The organism is Asticcacaulis sp. EMRT-3 (genome assembly GCF_030027245.1).
Taxonomy (GTDB): Bacteria; Pseudomonadota; Alphaproteobacteria; order Caulobacterales; family Caulobacteraceae; genus Asticcacaulis.
On record NZ_JASERT010000003.1, the window covers coordinates 61028 to 83423 of the forward strand.

Consider the following 22396-nt stretch of genomic DNA (forward strand, 5'->3'; position numbering starts at 1 on the left):
CTGAATGAGACGTGTGAACCCTGGTATGACTAACGGTTTCGATGAACGGGGTGCGGCGATGGTTGAGTTTGCTTTCATCGCGCCTTTGCTGCTGCTTGTCCTGGCCGGGATTATAGATGGCGCACAGCTGTTGATAAACCAGAACGCCATGCACAATGGCGTCATGAGCGCGTCCCAATATATCATGCGTGGGGGAAATAATCTGAGCACAGCCAAGGCAATTGGTTATTCGGCTTGGTCAGGACACTCCAGCTCAGCCTCCGTGGATGCACAGAAAGCCTGCTATTGCGGCGGAGCGGCAGGAGACTGCTCCAGCCTGTGCACCGATGGCACCGTGCCCGAAGCGGCGGTAACCATCTCAGCCAGCGATACAGTGCCAAGCTGGTTTGCACCCTACTCCATTTCTGCGCAACAGCAGGTTCGCGTGCGATGAGCGTCCCATTTCGCACACTATGGCGCGAAACGCAGGGTGCCAGCGCGCTTGAGTTCGCTCTGGTTTCGCCCATTTTTATTGCCATGTTGTTTGGCGTCTTTTATGTTGGAATGGCCTTCTATTGCGACGCGTCAGTGCGCCATGCCGTACAAAAGAATTCGCGTATGCTGATCTTGAATCCAGCAACCTCGGCAAGTGCTTTGCAAGATGCGGTCACGGCAGATCTGAGCAGCATTCCAGTGGAAAATCTTTCGGTGACTGTGACCAGTGAAACAGCGGATGCATATGAAAAAGTTGACCGGATTTCCTGGCATTACAGTTATACTTTGTCGATTCCATTATTTCCGGACTTCCTGATAAACAGCGGATCGAGCTTGGTTGTGCCGATGCTCGCCACAAATTGAGCATGACCTTTGTCGGTCATTCAGCCAGCGAGTTCGCAAGCGATAAAACCCACCATAACGCATTTGTTCGATGCCTCTATCGATTTAGCCATTGGCCACGATGGCCGGATGGTGACCAATGGTGCGGAGCCGTGTCTAACCGCGCACTCTGAAAACGCTAAACGCCGCTTGCGCAGGGGAGCACCCCTATAAGGTGATGCTATCACCAAAAAGTCTATCTTGGGTTGAATCATCTTTTAAAATAACAAGTGTATAAATACCTGCATCGCGCGGAACTTGCATTTTAACCGGACCCAAGGAAAATGGATCGTTTTGGAGCCATGAGAGCGTTTGTGGCTGTCACTGAGCACTCGAGCTTTGCAAAAGCCGCGCTTCATACGGGAGTCAGCAGACCTGGGATTTCGCGTGCTATTCAGGATCTCGAAAGCGCCTTAGGCGTGCGCCTCCTTGCCCGTACGACCAGGACTGTCGTTTTGACTTTCGCGGGCAAAAGATATTTTGACGACTGTAGACGCATCCTCTCCGACATAGCGATGGCTGACGCGTCTGCCGCCGGGCTACCTATCGGACCTAGCGGAAATCTGAAGATTGCAGCACCGCCGGCTTTCGGTCGAAAATTTATTTTACCCGTAGTCGCAGAGTACCTTTCACTTCATTCAAAAGTCACTGTTGACGTAAACTTTGGCGAGGGCTCCACAACGGTGCCAGACTCTTGCGCAGATCTGATATTCTGCCTTGGCCACAGCCAAACACAGCCTTCAAGTGCCATCCAGATAGGTGCCGCCAAAAGGATCGTCTGTGCAGCTCCCTCCTACCTTGCCACCTATGGTGAACCCCAATCACCATCCGATTTGACCGGTCATCACGTTATCATGACAAAAGACACAGCAACGCCCTACCGCTGGGAATTCAAGGACAATCAATCCCCTAAGTCTGCAGTGCTCCCCCGTCTAATTTGCAGTCATGCTGAAGATGCGGTCGCCGCCGCAATCGAAGGGTGCGGTCTGGTCTGTGCAATGTCCTATCATGTCGAGGCGGCAATCAGGAAGGCAAACCTCAGGCCAGTTCTCACCGCATTTGAGGCAGAGGCGGTTCCGATCCATATAGGCTATCAGGATGTTCGCGGCGCATGGGACAAGGTTCGTCCCTTTGTCGATCTCACAATGGCCCATCTCGGCGCCAATAAGATTTTTCGATTAGCCACTCAGCTCGCCTGAGGTCACCTTTCCGGCTGGTCTTTATCGATTTTTCGATCTTTAGTGGGAACCGTCCGTCCTGAAGCCTCAGCGATCCGATCAGCTAAATCCATCGCCAGGCGGCGATCCGCCCCATCATCTGATGTCGCCAAGGCAGTCGCTATGTGTCGATAACCCTCGATAATACGTGCCTGCGTAAACTTCGCCTTTTTTGCCCTGATGAGATCAGGCGCGGACCTTCCTATCTGATCAAGGGGTTCCCCGCGGTCCCGCATTTTTGCCACCGATGTTTTGGTGCCCCGCTGGCGCTGTAAACGCACCTGCCGGGATGTCGCGACGGCCTCAACACCATGGTCGCGTAAGCTTTGCGCGAAACCCTCCCTCCAACGCTGAAGGTCGCCTTTTCGAGGATTCATCCGGACGCCTGCATCTGATCGGGCCTTGACGCTCAAATGGACATGTGGATGCCGAGCCGGCTCTGGGTCTGGGTCTGTCTCAAAAGTGTGGAGCGCCATGACATATTCGTGGCCAGCAAACTCCGACTTTGCGAAATCGCGAGCCGCTTTGTGCAACTGGTGAGGGTCTGTGCCTTCAGGCATGGACAGAACGATATTGAAGGCCTCACGCGTGGTTGTCTCGTCCTTGATGCGATAACCGCTCGTTTGCCAATCGTCGCGCAAATGATCGATCTCTCCCCTGCCCTCGACGATCTGACCATCCTGATTTTCGAGCGCAATCTGACCGTTGCGCGAGATATAGTCGAAGTGCGCCTTGATCTGGTTCATTCCATTACCGCCACCTGAGATCTTGACCATGACCTCAGGAACACGCCGCGCAATGGCGTCAAGTTTCTTACGAATGCGCGCCGCACTGTCAGTCGTGGAGATCGTTCCGCCGGATGTAGCTTTCTTGGTATTTCGTCGCGGCTTAACACCGGTCAAGGTGCTCTTTGCCTCCGGCCGGGGTCGGGGCGGATGGGTCTGATTAAACAGGCTGGCGCCCCAGTCAACAAGGATACCGTCGACATAGATTTTTGAGCTCACTCGATCCTCCACCGATCGATATTCGCCGTGATGGCCGCTGAAACCCGTTCCGTATGATCGCGGATGTAGCCCTCAAGACCCTCGATCTGCGCGATATCGTAAAGCGCGCTGTCGCCACGCACATTGAGCGACCTGGCAATCTGGTTGAGATTTCGCCCTATGGCTTGTAACTGAAGATTGGAGCGGGTCAGCACTTCAAGCTCCGCCTGACCCACCTGTGCCGACCCTGTCAATCGCGCGCGGATCAGCGCGATAAGCCATTTGCCTGGTGAAAATCCTTCTGCCGCCGCAAACGCTGCAATAGCCCTGACCTCTGATGGTGTTAGCTTAATCTCACGCCGGATTGAAGGTCGCTCGTCCGCGTCAATGATCGTTGCATAGGGTGCTATTCGAGCGTCTTCATGGCGCGGGGCCGCTTGAGTCAGGCGTTTTGCAGCTGCGCGAAGCGCAGCACTCGACGATATGCGATGGGCCTGACACCAATCGGCCCAGCATTCCTTATGGTCGCCAAGGTCAACAGTAACGAGCGTGGGTCTTAACCGCTTTGGCATTACGCGCGCGATCGCTCCTTTGTAACTTTCAGTGTCGGCGCCGCCTCACCTCGCTGCTCGCTGCGCGGGGCATCGGGTGCGAATATCTGCACACCTGGTTGAAGAGCTGTAGCTTCGTGAGATCGCAGGCGTGCCTTCACCTCTTCGCGCAGTGTCTCCAGTCGCCGCACCTCCCAGATATTGCGATTGGCGGTGATGGATTTTTCACCCGAAGCCGCTTCTTTGTCTTTGATGGTGACGGTGACTGGCTGTTTTCCACGAGACACCAAGGCAATGTCGTCACCAATCTTCGCACCCCCCTCGTCCAGCGCCCGAGGCAGGTCCGCGCCCCAGACCGTATGCATGCCTTTGCTGGTTTCCAGCTTCACATAAGGGTGGGGTGGATTTTTTGGGTCATTCTCAAAGGGTGATGTGCCACGCTCAACGATCTTGCCGACATAGACGCGGTTCGACTGCAGGCGTTCCCTCGCCATTTCCTCAGCAAGAGCCACCGCCTTCTCACTATCGCCGCGCTGACGCATGATCGCCTTCAACGCGTCGATGACCACCACTTGCTTGTCGGTCAGCGGTGGCACGACGTCCTCAATGCCACGGTCTTGACCCGGAGCACTGCGCGCACGCTCAGTTGGCGCAATAGAATTGAGCTGGGCATCTGGTTTTTTTGGGCGGGCGGCTCGTCGTTCTTCCAGTTTCGCCAGGTCCACCGCCTTCGGCCTAAAGCCCTCGGTCTCCAGGCCCTTCAGACGGGCGTGTAACCACACTTCGCGCTTGAAAGCTTCACTGCCCTTAAGGTTCAAGGTTTTCCAGCCCTTGGCGTCTGCCAGCTCGACCATCGATCGCGCGACCTCGGGGTCGTCGAGCGACGTAGTCAGGCGTCGCCCCTGATCATGGAAGGCAAGTGTGTTATCGTGATCGCGTAAATGGTATGTGTCGCCCGCGATCATATATCGCTTTTTCAGCGCGGCGGGCACTTCGAAGTCCAGGGCCTCTGCTATAGGCCTGGGCTTTATGGCTGGATCGTCGGCTTTGTCGCCCAAATGCGCCTTGGATTTGGCTCCGGGGTCCTTGTCATCATTGTCGATGAAGATCGGCTTATCCTGATCGCCGGGCCGGTACTTGTCCCAAAGCTCTATCGCCGCCGAGGGAGCAATGTGCGATAATTTCTCTAGGCTGGCCATCATGGCGTCAAGGTCACCGCGATCACGCCACCCTTTTTCGGCCAGCTGCGACGCCTTCATCTGAGCATCAAGCTCGGAGACGAGCTTATCGAGGTCTTGACGTCTTGTGCCGTCGGATTCTTCCCCATGCTGGCGATCTCTTCCGTCTTCGATTTCATTCATGGGTCAAGCCTCCAATGCCACCAAGGCTATCTTGCGATGTTTGATGACCCGAAAAATCTATTCGGGTCTGATGCGGTCCGCTCTCACAGCCGCGCGTGCAATACATGACCCGGATGCGGTTAGCTGGGATGCCCTGACTGACGAGGAACGCCTTCACGCGAACCGCCCGGTCGATGGCCAGAGCTTTTGCCGATTTTGACGTGACAGTACCGTCTGACCGGCCATGGATGGTGATACGCCCGCTGGCGCGCGCCGCCACGAGCAACGCTCCACGCGCGTCGGAGGACAGAGTAAACCGGCTGTGGCCTGCCTCGTGGTCGATTCGAAACGAGACAGAGGCGGATGGCGCACCCGCATCTGCCGGTGACGCGGTTTGCAGTGGCCCCTTCCCCTGCTCTTGCGCCATCTGCAACATGACGAGATAGGCCTTGAGCTCACCGACCTGCCTTCTGAGATCATTGACCTGACGCTCCATGCGCGTATCCGTCGATTGGACGGGCTGAACATGGCTCGCTTCAAATGCGGCGACAGCCATTGCACTGTTGACCGGCTGACGGTCGAGGGCATTAAAAGGTTCAGATCCGCCAGTTGACGCGCAACCGGCGAGCGCCAGAATGCTGGCCATGCCGGCAAAGCTCACGATTTTCACTGTCTGGTCTCCATATTCAAGTTGGTGTGTTTCATTTTGCCGCCAAGAGCGGCTCAGTCTTGGTTTTGGCAGGCTTCCCGGGTGTAGACTTGCGAGCGCGAGGCTTTTTCACCACGGGTGCTTTTTTGGCTGGTGCCAGAGCATCGAAGCTATCCATGGCGGTGTGCACAGACGTAGCGGCCGACGGGCCAGAACCCAGATCGCCAAGGTCGGGAGACAAGCTGTCGAATTGCTCCAGCACATTGTCGACCACAGCAAGCGCCTCTGCCTTGGTCGGAAATTCCTGATTGGTAATCTTAGGAACGGCTGACAAATCGATATCCAACCGGGAGACATCGATAACTTCGCCAGGTTTGAGAGCGCGTTTTCGCCCTTCGGCTTTGGCCTTGTGCAGGCCTATGTCGAGATCGGGCACTGGAGCAGAGAGTTCCGGCTGGATGAAGGCTGCGGCGTCCAGTTGCTGACGGTTCGGCAGTTTAGCCTTCAATAGGCTCAGTGACGAGCTGACCACCTTCAAGCGATTGATAAAAGTCGGGTCATCATAGTAGCGCGCCTTGCGGCACAGGATGGGCTTCGTCCCCTCAAGGAGAATGACCTCTTTGTCCTGTCCCATTTCCTTCAGTTCCTGAGGCAGCATCAGGGGGCGGCGCTGATCCGAGGTATTCTCAGAATTCGAGCCGTGCCCGCCCCCGCGGGGATGACTGGTGCCCCTGGAGACCGATTTCTCGGTATAGGTGCCCAGCATCTCGCTATAGGCGTTAGCATCGCGCTGTTCGCGCGGCGAGAAGATGATCTGAAGCGCATGGTTGGTCAGAAGTGTGCGGGTGTCGCGGTCGCCGTAAACCGACTCCAGCTGACCAACACTTTGGACGATGGTCAAAAGACGCAAATTATAGCCCGCGAGAAACGCGTTGGCCTTGGCCACGATCCCTACCCTGCCCATGGCCGTGAATTCATCAAGGATGAGCAGACACTGATGTTTGAGGCTTAAATTATTCTGCGGAAGCTCCCGCATGTTCAGGTTCAGCAACTGCGAGAAAAACACGTTGATCAAAAGAGAGGCGTCGGCCAGGCGGTTGGGCTGGATGCCAATATAGATTGACATCAGGTCCTTTCGGACACGAGATATGTCGAAATCGGATCCCGAAGTTGCGGCATCGACGATCGGATTGGCAAATATGGTGAGCGGCGCATTGAAGGTGGCGAGGATGCTGGTAAGCGTATTTTCGCTCGTCGCGCAAAAACGCCCCAGCGCATCGAGGCACGCTTCCGACAGAGCTTCGTTTCCGTTCATCCGCTTTTTTGTGAGCGACTGCAGATAGTCCTTCAAGGGCTGCCCCTTGCCGGATGACTGCCGCAAGACCTCGCCCAGGGTGCAAGGCAGTTTCGGGGTCTCAATCAGATAAAGGACTACCCCGAGGAACAAATTGCGGGCCTGGTCGTTCCAGAAATTATCTTTGCCCTCGATCGACGGATAGAAGGCCTGCGCCAGAGCCTGAATATCGCCCACGCAGTAGTTCGGATCACGGCTAACGCCATCCAGCGGATTCCAACGATGCGTTTTGAAATCTTCGGCAAACGGCGAGAATAGAAACACGGCCTGCCCATGGTGTTCCCGGAACTTCGACGTCAGCCGAAAATTCTCCAACTTGATATCGAGCACCACAACCGAGCCTGAGAAATTCAGCAGATTGGGAATGACAACCGACACACCCTTCCCTGACCGTGTCGGCGCGGCCAGCAGAACGAACTGCTGCCCCGCAAAAATCAGATACCGCCCTTTGCGTTGGCCTACGATAATGCCTTCGTCACCGAACAAACCGGCCTTCCTGATCTCAGCTCCGGTGGCGAAACGCGCATCGCCATGCAAGCTTCTGGGCTTTGATCCCAAAACCTTAGTCATGACTAAGGCGGGTATGCCGAAGACAACCACGATCGCCATAGCAAGAGCGATCTTCAGCCGCTTCTTCTCCGCCGGCAGGTGAGAATAGAAATGCCAATAGCTGTCCCATGTGTGCAGGGTTACGTGGCTTGGCATCGCCTTACTGACGATGAAAAACAGGTTTCCGGCCAGGAATTTGACCGCGGAAAAACCAGCAACCGCGTAGATGATAAGAAGCGCCGTGATCAAAAGGGCCTTCTTCATGGACGCGTTCCGGCATGGTGAAGCGGGGCCTGATCGAAACGGGCATTAAGCTTTGCCACCGGATCGAAATGCACTTCCGAAACGTAGCGCTCTTTACGTAACCCCGCAGAATTCTGGGTGGTGCGTGCGGTGACATGGACAATGATGTCGATAGTCAGCTTAACCAGCGCTTTCAGCGCGTCCGAGTCGTAGCTTTCCGCATCCTCGTGCTCCTTGCACATGAAGACGTAGCGCTCAGCTGCGAGTCGACAGGATTCGGCGTGAAAACTGGTCACCGAACCGCTGTGCCCCGTAGTCAGCAGTTTGAGAAAATCAAAGGCCTCTGAGCCACGCAGCTCGGCCAGAAGGACCCGATCCGGCTTCATGCGCATCGTGCTGGCGATCAGTTGGGCGGGGCTAACCCTGGCGACACCCTGATCGCCCTTGCTATAAAGCAGATGTACGCTGTTGGGGTGGCGGGGCAAAAACAATTCGCGAACGTCCTCGATGGTGATGATTCGTTCTTCGACCGGGATCGCCTGGCAGATCGACTTCATGAGGGTTGTTTTGCCGGAACCGGTCTCTCCGACAATGGCGAAATTCTTCTTGGCTTTCACAGCAGCATCAAAGAAGCTGACCAGATCATTGGCCTCGAGCATAGCCATCAGATGCCGGTCTGTGACGTCAACGTCCTGAGCATGCGCACCCTGCCCTGCAGGCCTAGCCCAGACAAACCGGTCGAAGGCTCCCTCGGCGCGATAATCATCCAAGGATCTAATCGCAGCCGAAGGCAGCCGGATCGAAAAGGAAATCATCTCGGGCTCGACCACGGGCGGGACCACAATCTGAATGCGCTGGCCTCCCGGCAGAATGGCGGACAGAATAGGCTTTTGCGGGCTCAGTTCCTGATCGGTAAAGGTGGCAATGGCCTGGGCCATGCTGACAAGGCGTGCAATGGTAAGGCTTGGCACCTCATGGCGTTCCCAAACCGGGCCGACCTCGACGAAGACTTCACCTGTCCTATTCACCGAGACCTCGGTCGCACCTGGAATGTCGAGAAAGCCAGCCAGAGGCCGCATCAACTCGCGCACGACGGTGTCGCGTGGCAGGGGCTCAACGCGCGCGCAGGTCATAGACAGTCCCAAAATCGAGGTCGCGGGCGACATAGATTGTGCCGCGATCACCCTGGTTCTTGTAGAGGGTGGGTTTGATATTGATCGTGCTCTCCAAAACCCGGCTGGCGAACTGATCACCCGTTGAGGCCGTGTTCTGGTAGAGGATGCCGCCCGTAGCACTATTGCCGGCATTTTTGGCTTCCTCATAGGCCACCGCGTCCTTGACCGATGAGATCAGGAAGGCGCCACCGACACGTTGCCACCAGTGGCTATCGACCTTCCCCGGCAAACCCGTGGTTCCCAGGCTATCAGCGCCAGGCGAGTCGAGATTGATCACCACGCCATTGGGCGTCTTGATCCGCGTCCAGATGACAAATAGGCGCCTTTGTCCCTGCTCAAGCGAAGAGCGGTATTCACCGGTGGCCTCGGAACCACGCTCCAGCAGGACGACCCGGCCGTTGTCGCTGTAGACGTTTTGAGTCAGGACACACGACGCCAGACCCGCCACTTCACTGACGAGCTTCATTGACAGCCCACAGTCGATCGAATGACCTTTGGCGAGGATCATGTTGCGGTCGCCAAGCATACCTGCCATCACCTTGGGAGTAACCGAGGGCTGCAGCAGGCTGCCGACCGATCCTGATGGGCCCGAGCCGGAACCGCTGGCTGTCGCAACATCGGTTTCGGCACCTGCAGGAGCCCTCTGCCCCTGGCTTTTCATCGATTGCGCCAGGGCCAGCATCATCAGAGGATTGTTGGCAAGACTGTCGAGGCCCTGGGCCTGCCCTTGCACACCCGTCTGATTGTAACCGGCCTTGATGAGGTTGGCGCCGTTGTTGAGCAAAATATCGCCGCCATAACGGTTGGAGCGAGTGGCAGGCCCTGTGGATGTTGTTCCGGGCTGTGACGTCGCCGTGACCGGAATGGCCTCTGTATTGCCCGCAATGGGCTCCATCTCAGGGACAATGATGCGGCCGTCACCGCAAACCTGCATGGGCTGGCCTTGCTGTGTCGTCAGGGGCTGTCCTGAGGCATCGCGGGCGGCCTGTCCTGCCTTGCCATCAGAACAACCCGTCGATGGCGAATTCGGGGTCGCTGGACCATTCGCCGTGCCAGCCTGATTCAGACTGACAGGGAGCGGTGGCGGCGTGTCTGTGTCGAAGTGCCGACGATCGTAAACGCTCGCGGGCTTGTTGACATTTTTCGCGGACGCCGCGGCCTCAGCCTTATTCGCCGTGTCGTCCTTACGCAAGGTATTGAACGTGACGACCCCGCCAATGAGCAAGACCGAAGCCAGGGCGAAGACAAAGACGATCTTGCCAAGGATGTTGGACGACGAGCCGCCCCGGCTATTGACCGAAACAATGCGGTTCAGTTGAGGGTCAGGTGCAGGCTGCGCGTTCGGCGAGGCTGAACTATTGGATATGTCCATCACGGTTTGACCTCTCTTTGCACGCCGGCAACTGTTGTGCCGTCCTTGGGTGCGACGCCATTCGCGTCAAAAGCGTCGTTCCAGATGCCGACGACGGATCGACCAAGCCGCAAAACAAAGCGCTTGCCCGTGCGTTCGACGACCAGAAGATCGCCGTCCATATGGAAGTTGACGCGTTCTTCCTCGCCCGATGGCGCAATGTAAAAGACCGTCGGGATGTCGCGGTTGGCAGGAAACTTCAGGTAGGTGAAGCGGCCATCATCGAAGACCAGGGCAGGCGAGATATCCTCGGCGCCAGCACCGACTTTTTTGGAATATTTCCAGTTCCGTGGAGACGGCTGATCTGCCGCCAGACGGTCAGACAGTACGGCGGCCTCATCATCTTTTGGCATGGCAACCGTCCCTGCCATGAAGGTTGACATTGGCGGTAGCTGAATTGGATAACGAAAAATCACGCGGTACATCGGCGAAGAACCAGCGGATCTGCGACGGGCGCGCGCAACGCCATGGAGCGTGAATTCAATCGAATAGTCGTGCCTGTTGGTGCGCAGTTCGAGATTGTTGTGCGTGGCGCCGGGCTTCGGCTTCACCCACACTTCATTGGTGCCCTGGTCGGCACGAATGCACCACAGGCTGTCAGCGCTCTGGCAATCGGCCGACATGCCTGTGGCCGCGACCTCAATTTTTTCATCATCACCCAGCACGATACGCGTGGCAGTCCCCACCGCCACTGCCACGACCGTGACTTCGTCCTTGTTGTAAGTGACGTACCGCACACGGAGATCTTTACCGCCAGGCGTCGGTATGTCGGCCGCCAGGGTGGGCGTCGTCAATCCGAGTGCGGCGATCAGGACGCAAGACGCGAGAGGAAATTTCATAGCCCCCTCCCCTACTGTGCTTCAGGAGGCTGGGCCTCCGTTGAGGTCGCAATCTCCGGATCAACCCGATAGCTCGTGACGGCATAACCCAGCGGATTGTTGATCAGGTCTTTTTCCTTACCGAACATGGACGGCTTATAGTCATAGGCGAGAGTGGCAACGTAGACTTGCGGCGGATCAGAAATCCCGCTTTGCAGATGATTGGTCGTCTTCTCAAAACGGACAACCGCCTCCGGACTGACGCTGTCCTGCGACAAGGTAATGCTAAGGATCGTCACACGTATCTCGGTGGATGCACCCAGTTTTGTGTCGAGGGCATTGGGTCCCGTGAAGGTCTTGGCGTAGCCGCGCGCCACCTCGTCGGTACTGAGGCCTAAGGTTGTGTCGTAATCGGTCTGGAGGAGGCGATACATGTAGGATTCGCGGGCGATGACGTAGACCTGCGCCCAGTGCTTATCGAGCAGCTCCTGATAACCAATGGTCGTGCGGGCACCCACCGCATCGACCAATTCCGTATTGCCGGTCGCCTTATCAACCTCGAAGACATATGGCACGGTGCGCTTGAACGGCGCCATCGTGGCAATCCCGATGACCGCTAAAATCGCGACGACGCAAGCCCCCACAGCCACACGCCACGCCCGGCGTTCGGACTGCTCAAGTCGAGCCTGGCGGTCAGCCTCCCAATCCCGAGCCTGGCCGTAAAAGGCCGTTTCACCGTTTGGGCTCACGGCCGCTGGTTTTTCAAACATAGGTCTCATCCTGAATTCTTAAGTGCCCAAGCCCATGGCCCAGAGGTCTACTGGCCCGGCATTTGGAAGACGAAGCTGTCGGCAACGGCCGGCGCATCAGGTGACAGGCGCTTCAAGGTGCGTTCTTTCAGGGCCTGCTGCGCAGCATCGGTTTCGCTCTGCGCCATCGCGTTCATGATCAAGATGCGGTTGGCGTCATTGGCAACCTCGGCCTGAGCGATCTGGATTCGCGCCTGCAGCTCGGCGATGGCCTTGGGGTCTTGCGTCCCGTTAATCTGACCCTGCAGGTCGCTCAGCTGCTGGCCGCGTTCATCAAGGAGCGTATTTGCGTTTTGCTGATAGGCCTGAGCCTGGCTGGTCGCATCAAGCGCTGCCTCGCAAGCCGTCCTCAGCTCACCACTCAGATTGTCACACGTGTAGACGGCGTCTTGGGTGCGTAGGCTTAAGCCCGCAGCCGTCAGACCCGACGTGCCACGACCATTGAGTTGATTGTAGACACTGGCGATGTCCGACGGCACAACGCCTTTGAGTAAGGGGTTATTCAAAATCTCGCCGAGATTTCGGCTGCCGGTCAGTGACTGGTATTGCGTTTTTGCCTGTTGCAACGAGGTTTGCAGGGTCTGGATCGCGCTCGCCATCTGCTGATATTGCTGCTGCCAGGCGGCCACCTGCCTCAAAGCCTGAAGGTAATTTGTCGGGTCATAGACAACGACCTGGGCATGGGCGGTCCCAAAGACCAGAAACAGGCCAGCGAACACCAACCCGACTGAGCGGGTATCAGAGTTTTTCATCGGTGGCCCCTTCAGGTGCTTTGCTTAAGATTGTCGTCGATATGACGTTGGTATATCGGCAGCGCCGCCGACGGGGCTTGCGGACTCTGACGAGACGAAGACTCCGTGCCATTTCCTGAGCCCTTGCTGATGCTGTTGGTCGAGCTGGTCTGATCATTTTTGCTCCCACCTGACCTTCGGCCAAGCGCAAGACCCGCAATAATGCCGCCCATGGCGGCCGCCGCGACCCCACCGCCCGAGACCGACGCGCCACCGCCAAGTGCCGATGCGATGGCATTGAGGTGCAGCATGACGATGCCAAGCGCGACCGAGACAATCAGAAGCGCAACGCAATCCTTGATGATGGCACTGTCATTGCCGTAATCGGCCAGCGCCTTCGCGGCGAACTCCTGTGCAAACAAAGTCAGCATGGTGAAGCCCGCCACGACCAGGACGCTGAGGATCACATAGTTGACGACCTGGCCAATCCAGCTTTCGCAAAAGCGCTGGGTTGCCGGAAACATGGCGCAGAGAATAAAAGCCGGGCCCAGAGCCAGAACGAGCGCCAGAGCCACCTTGGCCAGCAGATAAAGACCAATGCCGATGGCAAAAATCCACACCTCGGCGACAATGACAATGAACATGGCAAAATAGAGCGTCAGGTTTGGTACTAGGCTAGTCCCCGCCTCCTGGCCGATCGCGGCGGCCAGTGCATCATAAGGCACCATGAACTGATCGATGACGCCGCCGACCGTTGTCTGCGTGCTGAAGGCCGAAATCAGACCCTCCTGGAGGCCATAAAAGGCATTCAGGATTTCACCTTGATAAATTCCGACGCCCAGCGCCGCCGCTGAAACGAACGCCATCTTGACCAGCTTCCACAGCGACGTGTGCAAGCCATCCTGAGCTTCACCCCGCATGACCGCGTAACCGATGATGATGATGTAAATCGTGATTCCTGTAAGGGCGAGCGGGGTCAGGATGCCGCACAGGGCCGCGCTCTTGGCGGTGACAAAGCCATTCAGCAACTGGTCGACGGCGGTTTCGATTTCTGAGGCAAGCCCCATCTTAGTGACCGCGCCCGGAGCCGATACCTTTAGCCGGCGGCACGTCATTTTTGCGGATATCGGCATAATAAGCGGAGTCCTGAGCGGTGCCTTCAACAACAAACGCACGCCGCCATTCGCGTTCAGCCTTCGGGTCCCTGAGGTTCCACTGGTCCCGGGTCTGTCCAACCTGTTTTAGGACGGCGTCCGTTGGAACAAAGACAAAATCGTCAGCGACGGCATGAGCCGTGGGGGCTAATCGCCGTTGCGTTTTGGCATCTACCGCAAACGCCCGGTCACTGATACCCGACAGAATCATCAGCATAGTCAGCGCACCGACAATTGCCCTTAAGCGGTCACGCATGGCTGGCCTCCAGCTTGTTGATGCGCGAGCGGCGCGTGGCCGTACGCTCATGAAAAATCGGTAGCCAAACCTCCGGATCATCGCCGACTTCGGTTCGGATCTGGTCGAGTAGCTCGACGTTTTCAGTCGTCCCTGACAGGACGTTGAGAACCCCCGGCATGCCACCGAGATCAAAGCGTACAACGGCCGAGGTGTGGCCCTGCTTGACCAGAAACAACCGGCTGGTTTCGCCCAGATTCCTGATGATGCGGAACTCAGCTTCAGTGACCTTAAAACCGCCGACATAGTCGTCGTGGTCGGCTTTGGGGTTGGGCAGAAAAATCTGAGTGACGCTTTGTTCGACCATGGTCTTGCCAATGCGATGCCCCAACACGTCCGACGGCGATTGCGTGACGAACACGCCAAGGCCCCCCTGTTTACGGATGGTCTTTTGCTTGTTGAGCGCAAAATCGGAGAAGTGCTCATCCATCAGCGGCTTCCAGAACTCCTCCATAAAATAGATGAAGGGTCGACCGTCTATCAGGCCCTCAGTGATGTGCAGCAAATAGGCCATAATCGGCGTGCGCACCTCAGGATCATCGAGGAAGTCTGTATAGTCGTAGGCGAAAATTGCACCGCAGGCGAAATCCTGACTGTCAGCTGGATTATCAAAGGCCCAACCGAGCGGCTGGCCTCGCAGCCATTTTTTCAGGCGCAAAGACACCGAATTATCACCCGTATTGGGCAGGTTCTGCGCCACCGCCGACAGGCTTCGCAATTCGGGTGATATCGCTTCACTCATAACCGTGCGAACCGCGTGGCTGATCTCGGCCTCCTCCTTCGCCGACAAGGCCCCTGCCCCCTCCTTACGGATCAGTAATTTGACCAGCTTGTCGCAGAACTGGATATTGTCTTCGGTGGCGCTCAGCTGGAATGGATTAAAGCCCGTGGCCTCGCCACGCTTCAGTGCATGGTATTGACCGCCCATGGCGCGGATGGCGATTTCTGCGCCGCGGTCCTTGTCGAAGAAGACACAGCGAAGATCCTGGTACTTGGTAGCGAAGGTGAGCAGCGCCATTTCCAAGGCCGTCTTGCCGACGCCCGTCGTCCCGCAGATGAAGGTATTGCCAGGGTATTTTTCGTCGCTGGAGTCTTTTCCATCCGGCGAGACATGGAAGTTGAAATAGAACGGTTGACCCGATGGCGTTTTCAACAAGGCCAGGGCCTCGCCCCAGGGATTGCCGTCGCGCTTACCCGTAGCAAAATTATGCAGTGGGCTAAGAGCCGCAAAATTGCGGCTGGTCAGGCGGGCATCGCGAGGCCGTAATGACCAATTGCCCGGTAACTGCGCAAACCAGGCACATTCCGGGACGGCATCGACAATCGACATCTTGAAGCCCGGCCCATCCTGTAGGACGGAGCGCGCCTCCTGGATCGATTTGGCGACATCGTTCAAGGTCTCGCCAAACACCGCCAAACTGTAATGATAGTCTCCAACATCCATAAGACCGCTGGCCAGATCGTCCATGGCCTGGTCCATCTCCTCGATCTCGCGCGCGGCCACATCTTCCGAGGCGATCAACTGGCCCTTTTGCCGCTCGAGCGCCGTCATGGCGTCGCGCTTGTTGAGCGCAGAGAAGGACTGCGTTTCGATATACTCGTAGTCGCCATAGAGGATGCCGTTGGCCATCCCGGGCTCTGACCATTTGGGATAATCCTGAATATCGAGCAGTCCAGCGAATTTCTTCTCAGTCGGGTGCCAGATCTCGACCATGCCGTTGCGATCACCGAAGTGCAGGCGCGACGTCGGCAAATACTGGTCAATCGATGCCCGGCGCATGGTTACGTCTTCCCAGACGCCATTGAGCAGAAAACCGTAAAAGGTGAGCATATCCGAGATCACCAACGGCCCGCGAGCCTTGGTCGCCAAACGTGTCGGTCCATAGCGGGCAAGACTGGCCTCGAAGGACTTGGCGGCATCGTCCAGCGCTGCCAGCGCCTCGTTCTCAGCGGCCCGGATGTCTGCCACTGTCCGGCTCCCGACAGATTTGAAAAACCTACCCATTCGGGTAGGGACCGGGCGATAGATCAGCGTAACATAGAGCTCGGTGCGCATCTGGCGGTGAGCGTCGAAAGAGGCGTAATAGCGCGCGTTCAAATCGTCGCAAAAGGCGTTGCCATATTGGCCATCCAGCCGTTCACGGACCGTCCGACGGATCTTGTGCGACCAGATGGCAAAGCTTCCACCGCCAAGTGACCTCAGAAAGTTATTGAGCCCTTCCTTGCGAACGTGAATGTCTTCGGGATCGACGGTCTCAAAGGGAATGCCGTCCAGGCGCCATGTGGCAATATAATCGCCTGTCCGTCGCAGTTTGACGACGTCAGCCGTGATATGCACGCCCATGGGCACGAATTCCGAGGAGGAGATTTCGTCGCCAGCGGCAGCCTTGAGGTTCGATCGGTCTCGCATCAGGATTTCCGCTTCTTGTAGGCTAAGGGTGCAAAGCTCAAAGCATCCCAACGACGGCGCGCTGCCCCATGGCGATGACGCATGCGCGCCCGCATCAAAAGCTGGTGAAGACGTTGATCGTCCTTACGCGTCACCTGCCGCATGACGGCGACGATGGCGACATAGGTAAGGCCGATAAATAGACTGACGACAGGGCTGATCAGGTACATCAGCCAGCCGCCCGCCAGCAGACAGACCCCCGTAACCATGAGAAAAGGCATCATCGGCACACCCAGAAACATCGCCGGGCGCGTACAGCCTTTGAAAATGGGATCGCGGAAGTCGTCCATGATCAGTTGATCAGCCAGCCCGCAATTTCAGCAGCGCCGCCTACGAGCACGCCGCCGATGACGATGTTCGAGATTTCCGACCACTTGGCGTGCTGAAAGATCATCTTATAGCCAGCCCAGGCGATCGCGATCGTAAAGGCCACGACGCCAATGCCAAGCAATGCGGTTTGAACGTTTTGCATGACCGACGTCAGCTTAGTGAGCTGCGCAAAGGCCGGAGACACCGACAAGGTCGAAATAGAGACAACCATAAGCGCGACACGACCAGTGGGCCGCGACAGAAGGGCTTTCAGGGATTTGATAGGGGACATAGGCTCTCTCGGCGTTTTTTATTGCGTGTTTTCGGTTAAGGCGCGGACAAGGCTCGACCTTGCGGCGGATGCTGGTTGCATCTCCGCTGTGGGGCTTGGGTTGTTTCGATGTTTAAGTCAGAACAAAAGTGCCGATGTCTTCGGTGGATCCGCCGTTTTTGAAATCGAAACGACGCCCCCCGCGGGCAGAGTTCGGCCATGCCTGCGGACGGATACCGACGTGGCACGTGTAGGCGTGGAGGTAATCCTGATTGAGCCGCCCCCTACCCTCGCCGCTTCGATCTTTGCGACATAGCCAAGCCTATAGCCGCTCGTCAGATTGCCGGTGTAGTAGCAACTGAAAGCGTCGCGTAACGCGCGCTGTGGATCAGGCATCGATCTTGTAGCGGAGCGGAAACAATCGGCAAGGATTTCACTGCCGGAGCGAAGGTTTTGGCAGGGATCAAATGCGGTCTCGACAGTCAGATTGTGACTGGCCAGATTCTTCTTATTCACCTGTGTCAGGCCAAGGCTGTAATTATAGCCCTTAGCCTCAAGCGCCCTCACAGTGGCTATCGCTTCGAACTTCGAAGTCGGCTGCCGCGATAAACGGCCATTAACGACGCCAATCGCGTACGGGTTGAAGCTGGATTCGACGCTGACAAGCCGCTGCAGTGTGGCGGGATGAACGCTGGGCGCACATAAATGTGCTAACTCTATAAATTCCAACGCCTTACCCCTCCGTTGAAACCGCTAGCATCTCGGTTTCGTCTGGCAGGTTATTACCGGAAAATTTTGGAACAGGTAAAGCGCTAACGGAATACGGGTGCTGAGTGTTAACAGTTTTTGCAAAAACTATTGTGATTGGTCCAGCAGGCGAACCAATCAAAGGAAGTTCGCGGTCACTGATGCAGATACTGAAATTTCCAGCGGAGGCATTGTGGGGAGCAAATCTGCCAATGGACGAAGTTCGCCATGACGAGTTCGGCTAAGACCAGGTGGCTCCACAACCTTCACTTCCGAAGCGGCGCCAGTTCATATTTCTTTTTGCAAAAGCCAATGAAAGCCGCATTTGCGCTTCTGAAGTCTGGGCAACCCATGGTCTGCCATCTACCACCCCATTCTTGATAAAGGGAGTGAATGTCATAACCGGGTGCTACCAGCTTAGCGTCGATGAATCCTTCTTCGTCCATGAACGGTAGTTAGGCGACAACCTGGCCGACGTGTCGAAGGATGGTATCGCCCATTTGCTGCCTTTAAGCGCCAACGGTCGGTGCAGTCGGAGATGTTTTTCTCTCGCACTTTACGCATAAGTAGTTGATGCAAAAGATAAATGCTTGCCAGGATGGGAATAGCGGCTTCTATAGGCCGATAGGCGTCCCTATTGCTAAGTAGGAACTTCTACAATATGCAACAATAGGCTGGTCTAGGCGACTCTACAATAGGAGGCTCTAGGCACCTCTATTGTCGGGCTCGCCGGTGCGATCAGGCCCTCCACAATTCGATAGAATCACCTATAATATTATATTGTAGGTCGCTCTAGGGTTCGCTTGCTTCCACTACAATCGTCTACAATATTATATTGTAGAGCCCTCTAGTCGCCGTAAACGATCTGTAAACCATATTGGGCCATAGCTCACTCTACAATACAATATTGTAGAGCCTTGTAGAGGAGCCGACATGCCAGTTATCAGTTTTGCAAACTCTAAGGGTGGATCTGGGAAAACAACGACAGCGCTGCTGCTCGCCTGCCATATCGCCCAAACCAAACGAGTGACGATTATCGATGGTGATCCCCGGCAGCCAATCACTTCATGGGCAGGAAAAGAAGGCCTGGTCCCTGACAATCTGACCGTAGTTGGCGGTATAAACGAGGACAATGTTCAGGCCCTGATCGAAGAGGCCGCCGCGCGAGATCCGTTCGTCATTGTTGACTTGGAAGGAACTGCCTCGAAAACAATGGGCTTTGCCATCGGCGAGAGCGATTTTATCGTGATTCCGTGCAAGGAACAGCAACAGGACGCGGAGGCTGCCATTCAGGTAATCCGAAGCATGCAACGCGATTTCAAGCAGATGCGACGTGAGATTCCATTTGCATTGCTCTTTACGATGACGAAATACGTCAAATCACGCGCTGCCCGCATCATCGTTGACCAGTTCAGAAGCAGTTCGATTCCCACCTTCAAGGCCGAAATCACCGAGCGGGACGCCTATTCGCAGATATTCTTGAGGGGAGGCACGATTTACGACCTCAAGAATACCGTGAACAACGTCGACAAGGCCATCCTCAACATCGAGGAATTTATGGTTGAGCTCGTTCAGACTCTTAAAACCAAGCTGAATAAGGAAGCGGCGTAATGAGCAATTCCTCCAACGCACCTACGGCGCCAAAGACTTTGCAGCTTGACGGCCTCCTTGACGATTTCGAACCGCGCATAAAACCTGCCGCTCTCGCGACGCCTAATACGCCGAGATCCCGACCAGTCCAGAAGGAAACCGTTTTTCCTTCACGGGAACCGAAAGGGCCCAAGCACGTCCAGGTGAATTGCTATCTCAGATCCGAAGTCGGCGAGCGGTTTCGAGCATTCCTAAAGCGTGACGAATACACGACCTGGACTTACGCTCAGGCGATTGAGTTTTTGATGGATTACCACGATCGCAACGTGAAAAAGACCGGGAAGTAAGCCGGGGAGGGGACTCGCGGATCCCAATCAGTGACTCTCCCCCAGGAGGCCTCTTTCAGGCCCCGAACAGCGCTTTTTACGGCTTTTCTTAACCGCAAGACCTTCATTGGCGCATTTTGGTCAATTCCCGGACCTCTGGGGGCCCGGCAAGGGCTTTTTGCGCAGTTCGGGGGAGGGTGCTCGCGCGCTGCTTTCATAACGGTGGTAGACCCTTGTGAGCGTTTCAAGACAATCTCGCTGGTTTCGCGCGCCATCCGAACGGTGCCTGGTACTTCGCGTGGGTTTCGAAATGCGATGCGACCGATTGCGTAGCGAGAGTGACGAAAATCCCGACGGGCCCAGTTTAGATCGTAGATGCGTCATCTACCTACCGCCGAGCCCTATGTGTTATTATGTGTTAGATTCAGTGTTAGCGTGTGAAGAGAGCAAGTTAGTTTGCTGAATAATCAAAGCGAATCCGGAATCGCTGGTGGGTGAAGTTACGAAACCCGGTGGGCATTGTACCGTCATCGGGTGGTCGTTGTTACGTCGTGGGCTGATTTGCCGCTTAGCCTGCATAATTTCGCGGAATCGGTGGGTGAAGTTACGAATAGGCCCCCAATTCGCTCGAGTTACAAGGCCCTGGCGTGAAACCGCCTGCACCCGGGCGCGCGAAGTGGGTGAAGTTACGACCAATGTCCGAGTCCCGGAAGTGAGGAAATCCGGTTCAACTAATTGTTTTTGTTGCATATTAATAATCGTAAATTCTTAGACTCTGGTTTAAGTGATGGCTGGGGTTTACATATTTGGCACTTGGTGGGTGAAGTTACGAAGAAAAGACTTGCGCTGGTGGGCAAAGTTACGAACAATAGCCAAACTCCCACCGATTCTCTTCCCAATTCTTTTCTGTTAAAAAACAGTAGGATAGGTAAATTTAAAAGCCGTTCGGTGGGTGAAGTTACGTATGCCTTTTGTGACATGACGCCCCTGGTGGGCATTGTTACGCCGAGAATCGGTGTCACGGCGAGTCAAATTCACCAATAGAGTGGGTGAAGTTACGAACGGAAAGGACGGAGAAACGAGCGAATATGTCCCGGCGCCCAAGAAAGTTATCAACAGATGGGGATACGGAGGAGTTATTCCGTATCGTCACGGCTCGCGAGGAAGACAAGCAGGCAGCCGCGGCCGCCGAAGGCGAGGTTGTGGGCGCAGTCCCGGCCCATCTTGATACATCGAAGCCTACTGTGCGGCGCGCCCCGTTGATGCGCGAAAGGCGGGGGATAGATCTTTTCATGATCGATCCACTCTCCGGCGTTATTCTGAAGAGTGACATGCAATCGCTTGAGCACCCGATCTTCTCGTTGTCGAAGGTCCGTGACATGTCGACCTACCATTACGAACATAATGGCAATTGGCTTGAGGTCACTCCGTCATCGATCGGTCGGGCGACCATCTATGATCGCGATCTGATCCTTTACATCACTAGCCATATCGTTAGAGCGGTCAATGAAGGTCGCGGTGTTAGCCAGACAGTGCGTCTGACGGCGCATGATTTCCTGAAATTTGCCAACCGCGGCAATGGCGGAAGGTCCTATGAGCTTCTTAGAGAGTCGCTGACACGTTTGGGCGGAACGCGGATTCAGACCAATATCAAAACCAACGATACGGATGAGTTTCGAACGTTTGGCCTTGTCGAGTCGGCCAGCATTCTGCGGGAGACGCGCGACGGCCAGATGCTCGACCTCGAAATCAAGGTTTCGGATTGGCTGTTCAAAGCCATCTCCAACAGCGAGGTCCTGGCCCTGCATCCCGACTATTTCCGGTTAAAGCGGCCATTGGAGCGACGGCTCTACGAACTCGCACGCAAACATTGCGGTCGCCAGGAAAGCTGGGTTGTCTCACTGGATGTATGCTTGAAGAAGTCCGGCTCGAGGGGAGAAATGAAGGAGTTCCGCCGAATGGTTCGTGAGATTGTCGAGACAAACGCAGAAACGCACCATTTCCCGGACTACGATATTCGGATGGAAGGGGACTATCTCGTCTTCGAACTCCGGAGCATTTCAGCTCTCTCTAAGCCTTTGGTGACCGCTGAAGCCGGTCAACCGCGACTAAAACCCGACACCTATGAAAAGGCAAAGAAGGCGGCACCGGGGATGGATGTCTACGCGATGGAGGCGGATTGGCTGGCCTATTGGCAATCGTCGGGACGACCGAAGCTGAAGTCTGCCGATGGCGCCTTTGTCGCCTATTGCAAAAGTCGGGGAGGAGAAGGCAGGAAGCCCGCCAGGGCCTCAGCCCGGCACTAAGGGAAGGCTCCCCATGCTTGAACTGGTGGCCCAGCTGATTGATTGTAAGGTCAGTACCAATGTTGGACTCGGGTAGCCGCCTATGGTCGATACGGGAAGGATGACGAGGCGGTCACCATTTCGACACGTGTTACACCCGAGACCGCATAATCTCTTCGAGATTTTGCGAACACGCAGGATCTGAAATTTACAGACCTGATCGATCGGATTGTGTCTGAATTTCGAAGTACTCACGACAAATAGACATTTCATCGCACGCCTGTC

Annotated in this window: 22 protein-coding genes; 6 read left to right on the plus strand and 16 right to left on the minus strand. The window is 56.0% G+C overall.

Annotated features, from left to right (window positions below; all coding sequences use genetic code 11):
• The first annotated feature begins 4 nt into the window (after nucleotides 1–4).
• The 3 genes from QB905_RS14600 (at nucleotide 5) to QB905_RS14610 (ending at nucleotide 2054) form a co-directional block, all read left to right on the plus strand.
• Nucleotides 5–433: a TadE/TadG family type IV pilus assembly protein gene (locus QB905_RS14600; protein WP_282975908.1), complete on the plus strand. Its 429-nt coding sequence runs from the start codon at nucleotides 5–7 to the stop codon at nucleotides 431–433.
• Nucleotides 430–837, plus strand: coding sequence for a TadE/TadG family type IV pilus assembly protein (locus QB905_RS14605; protein WP_282975909.1), 408 nt, complete (start codon nucleotides 430–432; stop codon nucleotides 835–837). Before QB905_RS14600 ends, QB905_RS14605 begins: the two co-directional genes overlap by 4 nt.
• Nucleotides 838–1139: 302 nt before the next feature.
• Nucleotides 1140–2054, plus strand: coding sequence for a LysR family transcriptional regulator (locus tag QB905_RS14610; protein ID WP_282975910.1), 915 nt, complete (start codon nucleotides 1140–1142; stop codon nucleotides 2052–2054).
• Between the two features lie 2 nt (nucleotides 2055–2056).
• Here the strand turns inward: QB905_RS14610 and QB905_RS14615 are convergent, their stop codons facing one another.
• The 16 genes from QB905_RS14615 to QB905_RS14690 all read right to left on the minus strand — a co-directional run bounded on the left by QB905_RS14615 (nucleotide 2057) and on the right by QB905_RS14690 (nucleotide 17892).
• A complete protein-coding gene (locus tag QB905_RS14615) occupies nucleotides 2057–3076 on the minus strand; it encodes a relaxase/mobilization nuclease domain-containing protein (RefSeq protein WP_282975911.1) in 1020 nt (339 codons plus the stop codon).
• Nucleotides 3073–3627 carry a plasmid mobilization relaxosome protein MobC gene (mobC, locus tag QB905_RS14620; protein WP_282975913.1) on the minus strand — a complete coding sequence of 185 codons (555 nt, stop codon included), beginning with the start codon at nucleotides 3625–3627 and terminating at the stop codon, nucleotides 3073–3075. Before mobC ends, QB905_RS14615 begins: the two co-directional genes overlap by 4 nt.
• Complete coding sequence (locus QB905_RS14625) at nucleotides 3627–4967, minus strand: LPD7 domain-containing protein (RefSeq protein WP_282975915.1); 1341 nt, start codon at nucleotides 4965–4967, stop codon at nucleotides 3627–3629. The genes mobC and QB905_RS14625 overlap by 1 nt, the downstream gene beginning before the upstream one ends.
• Nucleotides 4960–5616, minus strand: a complete 657-nt coding sequence (locus QB905_RS14630; RefSeq protein WP_282975916.1) for an OmpA family protein — start codon at nucleotides 5614–5616, stop codon at nucleotides 4960–4962. Before QB905_RS14630 ends, QB905_RS14625 begins: the two co-directional genes overlap by 8 nt.
• Nucleotides 5617–5647: 31 nt before the next feature.
• Nucleotides 5648–7762, minus strand: a complete 2115-nt coding sequence (locus tag QB905_RS14635; protein ID WP_282975917.1) for a type IV secretory system conjugative DNA transfer family protein — start codon at nucleotides 7760–7762, stop codon at nucleotides 5648–5650.
• Nucleotides 7759–8907, minus strand: a complete 1149-nt coding sequence (virB11, locus tag QB905_RS14640) for a P-type DNA transfer ATPase VirB11 (protein ID WP_282975918.1) — start codon at nucleotides 8905–8907, stop codon at nucleotides 7759–7761. The genes QB905_RS14635 and virB11 overlap by 4 nt, the downstream gene beginning before the upstream one ends.
• Nucleotides 8855–10288 (minus strand): type IV secretion system protein VirB10, encoded by a 1434-nt coding sequence (gene virB10, locus QB905_RS14645; RefSeq protein ID WP_282975919.1) that lies wholly within the window; start codon nucleotides 10286–10288, stop codon nucleotides 8855–8857. Before virB10 ends, virB11 begins: the two co-directional genes overlap by 53 nt.
• On the minus strand, nucleotides 10288–11166 hold the full coding sequence (locus tag QB905_RS14650; RefSeq protein WP_282975920.1) for a TrbG/VirB9 family P-type conjugative transfer protein: 879 nt from the start codon (nucleotides 11164–11166) through the stop codon (nucleotides 10288–10290). Before QB905_RS14650 ends, virB10 begins: the two co-directional genes overlap by 1 nt.
• Before the next feature lie 11 nt (nucleotides 11167–11177).
• Nucleotides 11178–11915 (minus strand): VirB8 family type IV secretion system protein, encoded by a 738-nt coding sequence (locus QB905_RS14655; protein WP_282975921.1) that lies wholly within the window; start codon nucleotides 11913–11915, stop codon nucleotides 11178–11180.
• A 47-nt stretch (nucleotides 11916–11962) separates the two neighbouring features.
• Entirely contained in the window at nucleotides 11963–12706 is a 744-nt protein-coding gene (locus tag QB905_RS14660) for a TrbJ/VirB5 family protein (RefSeq protein WP_282975922.1), read from the minus strand.
• A gap of 11 nt (nucleotides 12707–12717) precedes the next feature.
• Nucleotides 12718–13752: a TrbL/VirB6 family protein gene (locus tag QB905_RS14665; protein ID WP_282975923.1), complete on the minus strand. Its 1035-nt coding sequence runs from the start codon at nucleotides 13750–13752 to the stop codon at nucleotides 12718–12720.
• A gap of 1 nt (nucleotide 13753) precedes the next feature.
• Nucleotides 13754–14095, minus strand: a complete 342-nt coding sequence (locus QB905_RS14670) for a hypothetical protein (protein WP_282975924.1) — start codon at nucleotides 14093–14095, stop codon at nucleotides 13754–13756.
• The gene (locus QB905_RS14675) at nucleotides 14088–16544 is read right to left on the minus strand and encodes a VirB4 family type IV secretion/conjugal transfer ATPase (protein WP_282975925.1); all 2457 of its coding nucleotides are present in this window, start codon (nucleotides 16542–16544) and stop codon (nucleotides 14088–14090) included. The genes QB905_RS14670 and QB905_RS14675 overlap by 8 nt, the downstream gene beginning before the upstream one ends.
• The gene (locus QB905_RS14680) at nucleotides 16544–16873 is read right to left on the minus strand and encodes a VirB3 family type IV secretion system protein (RefSeq protein ID WP_282975926.1); all 330 of its coding nucleotides are present in this window, start codon (nucleotides 16871–16873) and stop codon (nucleotides 16544–16546) included. Before QB905_RS14680 ends, QB905_RS14675 begins: the two co-directional genes overlap by 1 nt.
• A 2-nt stretch (nucleotides 16874–16875) precedes the next feature.
• Complete coding sequence (locus QB905_RS14685) at nucleotides 16876–17184, minus strand: TrbC/VirB2 family protein (RefSeq protein WP_282975927.1); 309 nt, start codon at nucleotides 17182–17184, stop codon at nucleotides 16876–16878.
• 117 nt (nucleotides 17185–17301) lie between these two features.
• A complete protein-coding gene (locus QB905_RS14690; protein ID WP_282975928.1) occupies nucleotides 17302–17892 on the minus strand; it encodes a lytic transglycosylase domain-containing protein in 591 nt (196 codons plus the stop codon).
• 951 nt (nucleotides 17893–18843) lie between these two features.
• On the opposite strand from QB905_RS14690, the gene QB905_RS14695 reads away from it, so the two are divergent.
• The 3 genes from QB905_RS14695 (at nucleotide 18844) to QB905_RS14705 (ending at nucleotide 22132) form a co-directional block, all read left to right on the plus strand.
• On the plus strand, nucleotides 18844–19521 hold the full coding sequence (locus tag QB905_RS14695; RefSeq protein WP_282975929.1) for a ParA family protein: 678 nt from the start codon (nucleotides 18844–18846) through the stop codon (nucleotides 19519–19521).
• Nucleotides 19521–19847 carry a hypothetical protein gene (locus QB905_RS14700; protein ID WP_282975930.1) on the plus strand — a complete coding sequence of 109 codons (327 nt, stop codon included), beginning with the start codon at nucleotides 19521–19523 and terminating at the stop codon, nucleotides 19845–19847. Before QB905_RS14695 ends, QB905_RS14700 begins: the two co-directional genes overlap by 1 nt.
• A 1067-nt stretch (nucleotides 19848–20914) precedes the next feature.
• Nucleotides 20915–22132, plus strand: coding sequence for a replication initiator protein A (locus QB905_RS14705; protein ID WP_282975931.1), 1218 nt, complete (start codon nucleotides 20915–20917; stop codon nucleotides 22130–22132).
• Nucleotides 22133–22396: the final 264 nt, after the last annotated feature.